Annotated in this window: 8 protein-coding genes; 6 read left to right on the forward strand and 2 right to left on the reverse strand. The window is 63.8% G+C overall.

The window, feature by feature from the left end; all coding sequences use genetic code 11:
- The first annotated feature begins 19 nt into the window (after positions 1-19).
- On the forward strand, positions 20-4,873 hold the full coding sequence (locus tag K4G53_RS16355) for an NAD-glutamate dehydrogenase (protein WP_221386682.1): 4,854 nt from the start codon (positions 20-22) through the stop codon (positions 4,871-4,873).
- 27 nt (positions 4,874-4,900) lie between these two features.
- Positions 4,901-6,367 (forward strand): sensor histidine kinase, encoded by a 1,467-nt coding sequence (locus tag K4G53_RS16360; protein ID WP_221386683.1) that lies wholly within the window; start codon positions 4,901-4,903, stop codon positions 6,365-6,367.
- Between the two features lie 136 nt (positions 6,368-6,503).
- On the opposite strand, the gene K4G53_RS16365 is transcribed toward K4G53_RS16360, so the two are convergent.
- Positions 6,504-6,752, reverse strand: a complete 249-nt coding sequence (locus K4G53_RS16365) for a WhiB family transcriptional regulator (protein WP_003804966.1) — start codon at positions 6,750-6,752, stop codon at positions 6,504-6,506.
- Between the two features lie 317 nt (positions 6,753-7,069).
- Between K4G53_RS16365 and K4G53_RS16370 the strand changes: the two genes are divergently transcribed.
- Positions 7,070-7,459: a hypothetical protein gene (locus K4G53_RS16370; RefSeq protein WP_221386960.1), complete on the forward strand. Its 390-nt coding sequence runs from the start codon at positions 7,070-7,072 to the stop codon at positions 7,457-7,459.
- Between the two features lie 39 nt (positions 7,460-7,498).
- Here the strand turns inward: K4G53_RS16370 and K4G53_RS16375 are convergent, their stop codons facing one another.
- Positions 7,499-11,527 (reverse strand): FtsK/SpoIIIE domain-containing protein, encoded by a 4,029-nt coding sequence (locus K4G53_RS16375; protein WP_221386684.1) that lies wholly within the window; start codon positions 11,525-11,527, stop codon positions 7,499-7,501.
- Between the two features lie 209 nt (positions 11,528-11,736).
- Between K4G53_RS16375 and glf the strand changes: the two genes are divergently transcribed.
- Genes glf through K4G53_RS16390 form a run of 3 tightly spaced genes read left to right on the forward strand, consistent with a single transcriptional unit; the run spans position 11,737 to position 14,518 of the window.
- Positions 11,737-12,924, forward strand: a complete 1,188-nt coding sequence (glf, locus tag K4G53_RS16380; protein WP_221386685.1) for a UDP-galactopyranose mutase — start codon at positions 11,737-11,739, stop codon at positions 12,922-12,924.
- On the forward strand, positions 12,921-13,787 hold the full coding sequence (locus K4G53_RS16385) for an ABC transporter permease (RefSeq protein WP_221386686.1): 867 nt from the start codon (positions 12,921-12,923) through the stop codon (positions 13,785-13,787). Before glf ends, K4G53_RS16385 begins: the two co-directional genes overlap by 4 nt.
- On the forward strand, positions 13,787-14,518 hold the full coding sequence (locus K4G53_RS16390; RefSeq protein WP_221386687.1) for an ABC transporter ATP-binding protein: 732 nt from the start codon (positions 13,787-13,789) through the stop codon (positions 14,516-14,518). The genes K4G53_RS16385 and K4G53_RS16390 overlap by 1 nt, the downstream gene beginning before the upstream one ends.
- Positions 14,519-14,541 lie beyond the last annotated feature (23 nt).

The following is a 14,541-nucleotide window of genomic DNA, read 5'->3' on the forward strand; positions in this document are numbered from 1 at the left end:
TTTGATGGAGGCGTTGTCGATGTCGTCTGGATCCAGTGTGGAGGATCAGCCCCTCTCCATTGAAGGCCTTGAGGGTTTCATGGGGGACTACTACCAGCACTTGGCCGAAGAGGACGCCCGGAGTTACCCCCGGGACGTGCTGGTGGCCCGTGCGGAGGAGCACCGGAAGGCAGCGTCGGTGCGTCAGCGCGGGCAGGCGAAGGTGTCGATCGTGGACGAAGAAGACAGCAGCGTCGTCTTCGTCGTCACCGATGACATGCCGTTCCTCGTCGATTCCGTTAACGCGGAGCTGGTCCGGCAGCATGCCGCCATCAAGCTGGTGGTCCACCCGCTTTTCGTAGCCACCAGGAACCGTGAAACGGGCGAACTGGTCAAGGTCAACAAGGTCCCGGCGCATCTGGGCATCTCCAGCGGGGACACCGCCGCCATGCCGAACCTTTCGCACCTCATCGCCGAGGGTGAGAACGCATCCCACATGGAGTCGTGGATCGCCGTCGAGATCCAGCGTGTTCCTGACGAGGCCAAGGCCTCCCTGCAGGCGGGGCTGGCGCGTGTCCTGAACGACGTCCGGGCCGCCGTCGAGGACTGGCCCAAAATGCGCCAGAAGGCACTGCAGATCGCCGAAAGCCTGGACCAGGTGGCCCACCCGGGCCAGATCGCGGAACTGCGCCAGGCCAAGGACCTGCTGCGGTGGCTCGACGACGGGAACTTCACCTTCCTCGGCTACCGGGAGTACGACCTCGTCAATGTTGACGGCGAAGACGTCCTTGAACTGCGGGAAGACAGCGGACTGGGCCTGCTGCGGGCGGCCGCCGACTCCCCGCACATCCAGCACCTGACCGATACCGGCCGGAAGAAGGCCCGGGAAAAGCGGGCCCTCGTCATCACCAAGGCCAACTCGCGTTCCACGGTCCACCGCTCGGCCTACCTGGACTACATCGGAATCAAGAGCTTCGACGCGGCAGGCAACGTCAATGGCGAGCGCCGTTTCATCGGCCTCTTTGCCACCAGTGCCTACGCCGGATCGGTACGCGACATCCCCATCGTCCGGGACAAAGTTGAGGCCGTGCTGCAGAACGCGGGCTTCCCGCCGGACTCACACTCCGGGAAGGACCTGCTCGGAATCCTGGAAACCTACCCCCGCGACGAACTGTTCCAGATCGAAATCCCCGACCTCGCCGCCACCGCACTCGGGATCCAGAAACTCCAGGAGCGGCGCCGCACCCGGCTGTTCCTGCGGCCGGACATCTACGGCCGCTTCATGTCCGCCGTCGTCTACCTGCCCCGTGACCGTTACACCACCAACGTCCGGCTCCGCATCGAGCAGGAACTGCGGGAAACGTTCCAGGCAGTGTCCATCGACTACGAAGCCCGCATGACCGAGTCGGCGCTCGCCCGGCTGTTCTTCCGCATCCGGCTGCCCAAGGACGCCGACGTCAGCCATGTCAACAGCGAGGAGCTGGAGAAGCGGCTGGTCCGTGCCGCGCGTTCCTGGAGCGAGGGCATTGCCGAAGTCCTGCGGGAGGGGCGTGACCCCGCTGAAGCCAAGGAACTGGCCGCCATTTGGGCCGAGGCGTTCCCCGCCAGCTACCGGGTGGACTACGAGGTTGAAGACGCCCTTGAGGACATTGCACGCTTTGAGAAGTACGGTGCAGCCGCCGAGCGTACCGAGGGTGCCCCGCAGGACCGGCCCGGAGTCCACGTCTACCTGCCTGAGGGTGCGGGAGCCACGCTGGAGGAGGATGCGCGGGTCAAGCTATACATGCTTGAGCCGAAGAGCCTGAGCCAGATCCTGCCGTACTTCCACAACCTTGGACTTGAGGTCCTGGATGAACGCCCGTTCGAAATCGAGACGGCGGACCGCCGCGATTTCTTCCTCTACGACCTCGGGCTAAAGTACCCGGCCCGGGTGGATCCGGTATCCACCGGCGGACTGCTGGCTGACTCCTTCGGCGCGGCCGTCACCGGGGCAGCCGAGTCGGACAGCTTTGACCGTCTGGTGCTGCGGGAAGGGCTGCACTGGCGGCAGGTCACCGTGCTCCGCGCCTACGCGCGCTACATGCGGCAGATGGGAAGCTCCAGCTCGTTTGGGTTCATGGCCGACACCTTGCTGGCGAACCCGGATGTGACCAGGGGGCTGACCGCTCTTTTCGCAGCCCGGTTCGATCCATCCCTGAGCGATGCTGAGCGTGCTGAAGCGCAGGTATCCGTCCGCAGCGACCTGGCAGCATCGATCGAGAAGGTCGCCACGCTGGACGCCGACCGGGTGCTGCGCACCTTCGCCAACCTCATCGAGGCGACGCTGCGCACCAACTTCTACCAGGACAAACCGCACCTGAGCTTCAAGCTGGATCCGGCGCAGATCGAAGGCCTGCCGTTCCCGCGGCCGATGTTCGAGATCTGGGTCTACTCGCCCCGGGTGGAGGGCGTGCATCTGCGGTTCGGCAAGGTTGCGCGCGGTGGGCTTCGCTGGTCCGACCGGCGGGAGGATTTCCGGACCGAGATCCTGGGGCTGGTCAAGGCCCAGACGGTCAAGAATGCCGTCATCGTGCCCACGGGCGCCAAGGGCGGCTTCTTCGCGAAGCAACTTCCGGATCCCAGCGCCGACCGGGCTGCATGGATGGCGGAAGGTGTCGAAAGCTACAAGACCTTTATCCGCGGCCTCCTGGACCTCACTGACAACCTCCTGACTGAAGGCGACAGCGAGCGGCTCGTGCCGCCGTCGGACGTTGTACGGCACGACGACGACGATTCGTACCTGGTGGTCGCGGCGGACAAGGGGACGGCTACTTTCTCCGACATCGCCAATGGACTTTCGGCGGAGTACGGGTTCTGGCTGGGGGACGCCTTTGCCTCCGGCGGATCGGTGGGCTACGACCACAAGGCCATGGGCATCACCGCCCGCGGCGCCTGGGAATCCGTGAAGCGCCACTTCAGCGAGCTCGACCTCGACACCCAGACCGAGCCGTTCACCGTCGTCGGCGTCGGGGACATGTCCGGGGATGTCTTCGGCAACGGGATGCTCCTGTCCCGGCACATCCGCCTGCTGGCTGCGTTTGACCACCGGCACATCTTCCTCGACCCGAATCCCGACGAGGAAACTTCGTTTGTCGAGCGGCAGCGGCTCTTCGAACTGCCCCGGTCATCCTGGGACGACTACGACAAATCGCTGATCAGCGAGGGCGGCGGGGTCTACCCCCGGCAGGCAAAGTCCATTCCGGTGTCCAGCCAGGTGCGGGCCGCACTGGGGCTGCCGGCGGACACTGCCGAACTCAGCCCGCCGGAACTGCTGCGCGCCATCCTGCTCGCTCCGGCGGACCTGCTCTACAACGGCGGGATCGGCACCTACGTCAAGGCCAGTTCGGAAACCAATGCCTCCGTGGGGGACAAGGCCAACGACGCCATCCGGGTGGATGGCCGGGACCTGCGTGTCAAGGTCGTGGGTGAAGGCGGAAACCTGGGCATGACCCAGCGCGGCCGTATCGAGGCGGCCCTGCAGGGGGTCATCCTCAATACCGATGCGATCGACAACTCCGCGGGCGTGGACTGCTCCGACCACGAGGTCAATATCAAGATTTTCGTGGACCGGATGGTTGCTGCCGGCAAGCTCCCGGCAGAGGAACGGGCTGCTTTCCTTGCCGCCATGACCGATGAAGTGGGCCGGCTGGTTCTCGAAGACAACATCGACCAGAACATCCTGCTCCTGAACGACCGGACACGGGTGGCCGAATGGAGCCCGAGCTACGAGCGGCTCATGGACTGGCTGGAAAAGTCCGCCGACCTGAAGCGGGATCTCGAGGCGCTGCCCAGCACCGAGACCCTGCGGGAACGGCTCCAGCAGGGACAGGGCCTCACGTCGCCGGAGCTCTCGGTGCTGGCCGCCTATGCCAAGATCGAACTGGCCACGGCCCTGCGGGAAAGCGACCTTGCCGACGATCCGTGGTTCCGCAGCACCCTGCGGTCCTACTTCCCGCGCCAGCTGCGCGAACGCTTCGACGCAGAGCTGGACACCCACCCCCTGCGGCGCGAGATCATCGCCACCGTGGTGGCGAACGACATGATCAATCTCGGGGGCATCACTTTCGCCTTCCGGGTCATGGAGGAGACCTCGGCCAGCGAGGTGGCTGTGGCGAAGGCATTTGTGGCGCTGCGCGAGGTGTACGAGCTGGATGCGATGGTGGCCGAGCTGAACAGTCTCCCGGCGTCCTTCCCCACGGAATACTGGAGCACTGTGCACCTGGATATCCGGCGGTTGCTGGACCGGGCCGTGCGCTGGCTGCTGAGCCAGGAAAGTGTTTCACGCCCGATCGCGGACGTGGTGGCTGAGTTCAAACCACTCATGGACCCGATGCGGGCGCGGCTGCTGGACTACCTGCGCGGCGATGACCGTAAGCGGGTGGCCGAGTGGCTGGACAAGGGCCGCGAGTGGGAGCTTCCCGAAGGCCTGGCACTCCGCTGGGCGGAGCTGTTCGAAAGCTTCGTGCTGCTGGACATCGCGAAGATCGCCCGGACGCGGAAGGAACCCGTGGAGCAGATCGCGGCGGTGTACTACACGGTCTTCAACCGTTTCCATGCGGACTCGCTGCTGGAGCGGATCAGCAGCCTGCCGCGGCAGGACAGGTGGCAGGCGCTCGCCCGCGCAGCTTTGCGCGACGACCTCTACTCGACCGTGTCGGATATGACGACGGCGGTGCTGGACGCTACGTCCGCTTCCGACTCACCGGAGTCCCGGCTCAAGGAGTGGGAGGCGCAGAATGCGGAGCAGCTGGGCAGGGCAAAGAGCATGTTCGACGAGGTGAACGCGCTCGAGGCCGACGACATGGCCTCACTGTCGGTAGCATTGAGGCTCTTGAGGTCAATCGTCCGACGCTAGCAACGCGGCGTCGCAACTGGAGGTGCAGTGGCAATCTTTACGGACCCCATCAGGGAGCACGCTGATTTCGGGCCGGGCGATGCCGAATGGCTGCACCTCCTGGTGGGGGACTGGCAGATGGTTGCGGACCTCGCGTTCGCCGACCTGGCGCTGTGGTTCCCCCACCCGGAGCTAGGGTACATTGCGCTGGCCCACGTCCGCCCTTCCACCACGCACACCGCCTTCCACAGCGACTTCGTGGGGGAGGGCATCCGCTCGGACCTGCAGCCGCTCGTGGACAAGGCCTGGAACAGCAGGTCCATCGAGCGCTCCAGTGAAACAAACTGGAACAGCGAGATGGCTCTGAGGGTCGAGGCCGTGCCCATGGTACGGAACGGGCGGACCCTTGCGGTGGTCACCACGCACATGGACTTGTCCAGTTCCCGGATGCCGTCCCGGCTGGAGCTGACCTACCGCCAGTGCGCCTATGACCTTCTGCGGATGGGCACGCTGGGGCTGTGGCCGGACTTCGCTTCCCCGACAGGGTCGCGCCGCGGTGCTCCCCGTGTGGGGGACGGGCTGATCAGGCTGGATGCCGATGGCGTGGTGCAGTATGCCAGCCCCAACGGTGTTTCGGCATTCCGCCGCCTTGGGGACGGCGAATCCCTGGAGGGGCGTTCGCTCGCCGAAGTCACCGCCGGCCTGCTCAAGGACCGACGGATGGTCGACGAGACCCTGCCGCTCGTGGTGACCGGCCGGATGCCGTGGCGCAGCGAGATCGAATCCCGCGGCGTCAGCCTCTCCCTCCGTGCCATTCCCCTGCGGGACGAGCAGCAGCGCTTTGGTGCCCTGGTCCTGTGCCGGGACGTTTCTGAGCTTCGGCGGCGCGAGATGGAGCTGGTGACCAAGGACGCCACCATCCGTGAGATCCACCACCGCGTCAAGAACAACCTCCAGACTGTTGCTGCGCTGCTGCGGATGCAGTCCCGGCGGATGGTGAGCGACGAGGCAAAGCAGGGACTGGAGCAGGCGATGCGGCGCGTGGCCACCATTGCCCTGGTCCACGAAACACTCTCGCAGGGCCTGACCCAGAGCGTTGACTTCGACGAACTGATCGGGCGCCAGTTCCGCCTGTCCGCTGAGGTTGCCTCGCCGTCGCAGCAGGTCAGGACGGAGCGTTCCGGCACGTTTGGTGAGTTGCCCAGCGATCTTGCCACCCCGCTGGCGCTTGTGATCAACGAACTCGTGACCAATGCCGTCGAGCACGGCCTTGAGGGAAGGGCCGGCACGGTATGGCTTATGGCTGACCGCTCCGAAGGCGAAGACGGCGAAGAGCTGATGGTGACGATTGCCGACGACGGTGTGGGGCTTCCCGAGACCCCGCACGTTGAGGGGCTGGGCCTGCAGATTGTCCGCACCCTGGTCACGAGCGAACTGGGCGGAACTATCCAGTGGAAGCCGCGGGAGGGCGGCGGAACAGCGGTTCAGATCCGGCTCAGCCTGGCAGGCAAGTAAGCCTGGTGCGGGCGGCGGAACCCACTGGGCCTTCCCGCAAAACTGACAGAGGCCCCGGCGACGATTCCTTGCGGACAGTCGCCGGGGCCTCTGTGCACACCACTTGGTGCAAGTGCCTGCTGGGGAAGCGCGGACTCTAGGAAGCGCGGCGGGCGCGGGCGGCACGGCGTTTCAGTGCGCGCCGCTCGTCTTCGCTCATTCCGCCCCAGACGCCGGCATCCTGGCCGGATTCGAGAGCCCACTGCAGGCACGTGTCCACCACGGGGCACCGGCGGCAGACGCTTTTTGCTTCCTCGATCTGGAGGAGGGCGGGGCCTGTGTTTCCCACGGGGAAGAACAGTTCCGGGTCCTTGTCGAGGCACGCTGCGCGGTTACGCCAATCCATGCTGATCAGTTGCTCCATTTCTGGGAAGAGCCTTTGTGAAATTATTCACTAGTGGCTACAAAGGAAAAGGGCCCTTCGGGGCCCCCTTGGTCATCTGAATAAAGCCTGTCATGTTAACGCTGTGTAAACAAGGGGTAATAGCGCTTGATATCCCGTGAATCCTGAGCGATGCATCACACTGGCGGCGCGGGCCCTCACCAGTGTCCGACTATCTCCGGTAGGGTGCCAGTGTGTCAAGACCCCCGGTAAACCCTCCAGGCCCATCTTCCCCGGACGACCCGCGGCAGGCCCCTGAGGCCGCTGATGCCCGGGGCGCCGTGCCTCCCGCGGCCGTTGTGGTGGCGCTCGTTGCAGGGGCCGAGGCGACCGCACTCCTGGCCGCCGCGGCCTGGTACGCCTTTCAACTGTTCAGCGGAAGCCCGGTGCTCTCCTTCTGGGGCGCGGTTTTCACCTTGGGACTCCTGCTGGCATTCTCTGCATGGTTGTACGCGGTCGCCGTCTTCCTTCACAGGGGTTACCGCTGGACAAGGGCCGCGGCGCTTGTTGCACAGTTGTTCGTGTTGACCATCGGGGTTCCGGCACTGACCAGCGGGCTGGTTCCCGCAGGACTGGCGATGGTGGTGCCCGCGGTCATTGCCATCGTTCTCCTGTTTTCCAGCAAGGTGATCAGCTATGCCTCCCGCACCGGGAGTACGCCCACGCTCTAAGCCCTCGACCGGCCGGGCGGGGACGGCGAGGCGCCGCCCTTAGTCCTCACCGGCCCAGGCCACCTGGACGGGGGAGGACCGGCCAGCCGAGATGAGGACGCCCCTTCCCGGGGGCGGGTTCGGCTCGACCTCGAAGCGGACGCCGAAAAGGTCACCGTCGCCCAGGGAACGCGGGGCCAGCAGGATTGCCGTGCCCGCTTCCCGGGCGCTCATGAGCAGTGGGATCCGGTGGGCGAGCATGGGGCTGTACCCGGCAGTGACCACGAGCGCATGGCCGAGGGCATGCAGTTGTCCCAAATGTCCCAGGGCGGCGGGCATGAGCAGGTCGACATCGTCAGCGAGCATCACGGTCCTCCTCGGCAGGAGTCCGGCCTCTGCCTTTGACAGCAGGCGGTTCCACCCTTCCTCACCTGTTTCTTCGGACCCAGGGCATGCCCAGGCGGTGTCGGGGTTCAACGCCTGCAGCGCCCGCAGGACATTGCTCTTGCCGCTCCCGGGTCCGCCGAGCACGGCCACGACGCCGCTGTCCGGCATCCGGAAGGAGGCAGCGCCCACTTCATTGCCCGCCACTCCCACGAGCAGGTTCCGCCGCTGCCCGGTCTGTGTTCCTGCTCCAGCAAGCAGGGGATCCTGCGAAGACAGCGCGAGCGATGCCACCAGACCGGTTGCTATCCTGTCCGGCAGTGGTTCCACCCTGAACGGACGCGACGCTGCCGGCATATCCTCTGCAGCGCCACTGCCTGCCGTCCGGGCGATGGCGCCGGCGGGTGACGGGCGATAGAACTGGCACACGGCCGGTCCGCCCCCCGCGACAGGGCCATATCCAACTGCTCTTCCCCGCACCGCACGGGTCGCGGGCATCCGGGGCCACGCGGCCCTGGAGTCCTCGTTGGAACCGGCAGGAAAGTAGAACCGCGTGGGGAGGGCTCCGAAGAACCTCGAGGTAACAAGTTCCCGCTCTCCGGACATCAGGACCGTGATTCCCGCACGGGTTCCATCACGCACAAGGTCATGGACGAGGTCTTCTGCCCAGGCCAGTGGCCCGGACCGGAATGCCGAAACCCACGATCCCCATCCGGAGACGACCACGACGAGGGGGATGTCGCTTCCGAAGGGATGGCTGAGGCGCTGTCCCAGTTCCTCGGTAAGTCGCTCCAGGACACGGACCGCCCGGCGCAGATCATGCGGCCCGGCATGGGCGCCCGTCCGTTTCGCAGCGGCGAGCGGCAGGAAGGCACCGGCCGAGTCCAGGAAGTAGAAATGTGCTTCCGTGTCTGTCGCCATCAGCCTTCTGACAAGTTGCTCCAGGCTTTCACCGGCGCCGGAAGCGGAAGTGCCGATGAATGCGGTGTGGCCGTCCCTGGCGGGGATCCAGACCAGTGGCTCGACTACCTGCTTCTGTGGCAGGTCCTTCCAGCCCAGCCGGACGGACCAGCCGTCCTCCGCAGGCGCAGCACCGGCATCTGCCTGTCCGACGGCGTGCTCGTCCAACTCGTCCAACTCATCCGGCAATGGAGTGGCGACCGGCCGCCGTGGCGGCCGCTCCCTGCGTTCGGCGCACAGCTCCTTCACGATGGCCGCCAGGGGAGCCACTGCCTGGGCGGGTGTCTGCTGAACAGCATTCTCCTTGTCCGCGAAGGATCCGCTGGAGGTGAGGTGAGCCGTCGTAGGCTGCACTGTGACTGCGGTTCTGCGGCGGGATCCGGGCGCCGGGGCCAGGGATGCGGCCTGGAATTCCTGTGCTGGTTCCATGCCCCGCGCAATGAATGCCCGGCCGGGGGCATCGACACTGATGGAAGCGGCGGCCTTGCAACTGACGATGTCTACCGACTCCATCTCGGATTGCACACGAAGGGCGATGCTGGACGTGACGTTTGCCCTGATGTCTGCAGTCAAGGCCCCCTGCGGCCGCTGGGTCGCCATGACCAGGTGGATGCCCAGCGAACGTCCTGTCGAAGCAATCCGCAGCAACTCCCGCAGCACCTCCGGTGCGTCATCGACAAGCATGCGGAACTCATCAATGATGATCACGAGGTGGGGGAGGGTGAAGTCCCTGGCGGCGGGCACAGATCTGTACGTGGCGATATCCGGCACATGCGCCGCCGCAAGGCATTCTTCACGCAGCCGCACTTCGGCCCGGAGCGACGTCAGGGTTCGCTCCAGATCATGTGCGGAAAGGTCGGTCTGCAGGCCGACGCAATGGACCAGTCCGCTGAGCGGGGCCAGGCCCGATCCGCCCTTGAAGTCGATGAAGAACAGATTGACCCGCTCCGGCGGGTAGCTCAGGGCGAGGCCCAGTGCGAGGCTGCGGAGCAGTTCTGATTTGCCGGAACCGGTGGTGCCGGCCACCAGCAGGTGCGGGCCGTCGGCCTGGAGGTCGAAGGTACGCACGCCGAACGCACCGACTCCGATCGGGACCGTCAGTCCCGCGTCCTGCGGGCTGGAGTCCCAGCGGCTTCTGACATCCGCCGCGGAGAGCGGCAGGATTTCCTCCAGGCCGCACGATGCGGGCACGCTGTGATCCCGGCGGTCCCGCGGCCTTGATGCCACGGCCATGCGCCGGCAGAACTCCGTGAACACGTCCCCCGGCGCCAGATCGGGGACAAACGATCTTTCCCCGTTGGCCTCGCGCAGGACGCACCGGCGTTCGGACATCAGCACATCGGACTGCATCGGGGCCGCATCCCCCGACACCATCTGAATAACCTGGCATCCGCGCTGTATGGCTGCGTCACGAATGGCGTCATGGGACCCCGGCGGGGCGGCCGTCCCTCGAATGATCACGACCTGCCGCCCATCACCGGAGGCGGTTCCTTCCTTTACTGCTTCAAGACCGGCACGCGTCGTAGCCGTAAGTGTCACGCCGCGAAGGTATCTGGCGGCCAGGGGGAGATCTTCCGGCGACCCATGGATGATGACACGCGTGGTCCTGCCCAAAGGGTAGCCGGCCAGTTGCATGACCATGGACCTCATTAACCCGTCGACGGCAGGGGGTGGGCCGGCCATCGTGGTCAGCGGCCTGCCCGGATCCAGCATGACGGGGAGGGTGCCAGCCGCGGGGACTGCCAGGGGGCCGCCGGACGGCTCGATTCGCACATTGGCTGACTGTTCGGCCTGGCCCAGCCGCAACCAGACGGCTTCCGAACCGGTACTGGCAAGGGAGGGCTCAGGCCCTGGTCTGGCAGCGAGCGCAACGATCGGCAGGGAAGGTGCGCTCCGCCGTCGTCGCTTCCGGTCCTCCTCAACGGCGGCCTGGAGAACGGACGACAATTCCCGACGCTGCCGCCTGGCGGTGCTGAGGGGGATAAGGACGGAGACCGCGGACGCCGCGGAGAAGGCAAGGAACATCCACATACCCGTAAGGACCGCCAGGCCCACGCCGATCACCAAGGGAAGGAGCGCCCCTAAAACAAGGAGCGTCCGGTTGCCGGCGTCGGCCCGGGCAGGGACAGTGATGGGTTCCGCAACAGATTTCCCGGCCTCCGACAGCGCCCGTTCAGGCACGTCCATGAAAAGCAGCGCCATGTGCGAGTTCCCGCAGCGGATGGTGGAGTCGGTCGAGATGGCGGTACTCCGGACTCTTTCCCCGTCAACGTAGGTACCGTTCGCGCTGTCGAGATCGAGAAGGATGATCTCCGAGTCAGTGACGACGATCTCGGCATGCTCGCGGGACAGTTCGGGGTCCGGAATGACAATCCGCGTTCCGTTTCGGCCCACCTTGTAGCTGCCCCGCCGCAAGGGCACCACAGTTCCCGCCGCCGCTCCGCTGTGGATCACGAGGGCGAGCGGAGCCCCGGCATCACGCGGCGTCCGCTCGCGCAACCGCCGGGCCGCACGCCCGGCCCCGCCATCGACCAGAACAGCCGCGTTGACGAGCGGCGCTGTCCCGACGACCAGTGAACGCAGGTCCTCGCCGTCCACAGTGACCGTGCCTGAACCGAACTTCCGCACCAGCTGGTCATGAAGGACGGCGCCCCCGGTGCCGTCAGGGATATCAATGGACAATTCCAGCGGCACCTGGCACCGGGGTGACCCCGGGCCGGCCACCAGTGTGCAGTGGAGTGTCATGGGTTCGAATCCTTCGTGCGTTTGCACCACCCACGCTAGCCATCCGCGCCATACTTGTGGGCCGCCGTCGTCCCTATGTGGATAACCGCTACCTGTGTGCTGGAGCACAGACCGGCGCCTGATTCGACGGGCCCTGCAGTCACTCGGGTAGGCTAGAACAGCAGACAATGCGCACCATTGCGCTGCCCGCATTCAAACCAGGAGATTTTGTGACCGCTGACCTCGTCATCGTAGGGTCCGGCTTTTTTGGCCTGACAATCGCAGAACAGGCCGCCACCGAGCTCGGCTTGAAGGTCGTCGTCCTTGACCGCCGCCACCACATCGGCGGCAATGCCTACAGCGAAAAGGAAGAGCAGACCGGTATTGAAATCCACCGGTACGGCGCCCATCTCTTTCACACATCCAATGAGCGGGTGTGGGAGTACGTCAACCGGTTCACCACGTTCACCAACTACGTGCACAAGGTCTACGGCGTGCACAAGGGCGAGGTTTACTCCCTGCCGATCAACCTGGCGACGATCAACCAGTTCTTCCGGGCCAACCTCACCCCGGGCCAGGCGAGGGACCTCATCCAGGAGCAGGCGGGCGAGCTCGCAGGAACTGATCCCCAGAACCTCAATGACAAGGGCATCCAGCTGATTGGCCGCCCCTTGTATGAGGCCTTCATCAAGCACTACACCGGCAAACAGTGGCAGACGGACCCCAAGGATCTGCCGGCAGGCATTATTTCGCGGCTGCCGGTGCGGTACAACTACGACAACCGGTATTTCAACGATAAGTACGAAGGTCTGCCCACCAACGGGTATACGGCCTGGATCGAGAAGATGGCGGAGCACCCCAACATTGAGGTGCGGCTGAATACGGATTTCTTCGACGAGTCACACGAGTACAGCAAGAACAAGGTAGTTGGCAGCATTCCAGTCGTCTATACAGGCCCCGTGGATCGCTACTTTGACTACGCAGAGGGCGACCTCTCCTGGCGCACGATCGATTTCGAGGAAGAAGTCCTGGACGTCGGTGACTTCCAGGGAACGTCCGTAGTCAACTACAACGACGACGACGTGCCGTTCACCCGGATCATCGAACCGCGCCACTTCCACCCCGAGCGTGACTACCAGACCGAGAAGACAGTCATCATGCGCGAATTCTCGCGTTTCGCCGAAAAGGGTGACGAACCGTACTACCCCGTCAATACCTCCGCGGACCGCGAGCGCCTGCTCAAGTACCGCGACCTCGCTGCCGCTGAGAAGGATGTTCTCTTCGGCGGGCGGCTTGGCACCTACAAGTATCTGGACATGCACATGGCCATCGGTTCTGCCCTGACCATGTTCGACAACAAGATCCGGCCGCACTACGAAAGCGGCGCCATCATTGAAAGCGGGGGAGTGGACGCGTGAGCGTTGCAACCTTGACGCCCCCTGACAAGGGTGGCGGACTCCTTGACGTGCTCCACCATCGTGAGCTCCTGCACCTGATTGTGCGCAAGGAACTAAAGGTACGATATCGAAGTTCCGTACTCGGACTTTTGTGGAGTTACGTGAAGCCTGCGGTGCAGTTTGTGGTGTTCTATTTCGCCCTTGGTGTCTTCCTCGGGCTGAACAAGCAGCCAAACTTCGTAATTTACATGTTTTCGGGTATAATTCTCGTCAATTTCTTCTCAGAGGCCTTCGGCCAAGCAACGCGGTCAATCGTTGCAAACGGGGCTTTGGTTAAAAAGATCTTTCTCCCGCGTGAGCTGTTTCCAGTGGCTTCTATTTGGGTGGCCATAATTCACTTCCTGCCTCAACTGCTGATTCTTTTAGCTGCTTGCTTATTCTTCGGGTGGGCCCCCTCCTTTGTGCAGCTGGTTGGTGCCCTGGGCGCGTTTGCCATGGTAACCATGCTCGGCCTTGGGTTAGGCCTCTTGTTTGCCGCGGCCAACGTGATGTTCAGGGATTCTGAGAACATTGTGGATCTCATGCTGATGATGGCGACGTGGTTGTCGCCGGTACTCTATTCCTGGTACTTGGTAAGGGACACGCTAGGCGAGACGTTCTACTTCTTCTACCAACTCAATCCCATGACTATTGCAGTCGAGCTATTCCATGCAGCTTTTTGGTTCCCAACGGATGCCGTACAAAGGGCACCCGAAGGCGCGCCGTTGCCGGAACACTTGATTTCTTTGTGGCTGCCTGTCGGCTTGCTCATTTCGGCTATCTTCCTGGTTTTGGGGCAAACAGTATTCCGTCGCCTTGAGGGCAGATTCGCGCAGGAGCTCTAGTGGGAAACGAAGCAATCGTTGTTGAAAACGTCTCCAAACGATTCAATTTGCGCCACACCCGATCGCTGAAAGAAACCGTCGTCTGGCTTTTCAAAGGACGCCGGGGCGATCTTTCCTCCACATTCATGGCACTGGACGGCGTCGATTTAACCGTAAATTCCGGAGAATCAGTCGCGCTGCTCGGCTACAACGGATCGGGCAAATCAACGTTGCTAAAACTGATCTCCGGTGTCATGGGTTCGGATAGTGGGAGTGTGCGAACCCGCGGGAAAGTTGCCGGACTTATTGAGGTAGGGGCTGGCTTCCACCCCGACCTTACGGGACGCGAGAATGTATATCTCAATGGCGTGATTCTTGGTATGACGGAGCAAGAGACCACCGAGCGTTTTGATGAAATTGTTGAGTTCTCTGAAATCGGCAAGTTTATTGATACAGAGGTCAAGTTCTATTCGTCGGGCATGTTCTTGCGGCTGGCATTTTCGGTCGCCGTGCACACGAGGCCGGACGTCTTCCTCATTGATGAGATCCTGTCGGTCGGTGACGAACCTTTCCAGAAGAAATGCCTTGCCCGTGTGCAGGAACTGCGCTCATCCGGGACCACCCTTGTGGTCGTCAGTCATGATTTGGACATGGTGAGCAGAGTCTGTGACCGGGGCGTGGTCTTGCGTCAAGGCCAGAAGATCGCGGACGGTCCCATTGCAGATGCAGTCCGGCTGTTACGGGAGAACTAGTGCAAGCTGTAACAATCAATTCG

This window comes from Arthrobacter sp. MAHUQ-56, assembly GCF_019710585.1.
GTDB lineage: Bacteria > Actinomycetota > Actinomycetes > Actinomycetales > Micrococcaceae > Arthrobacter.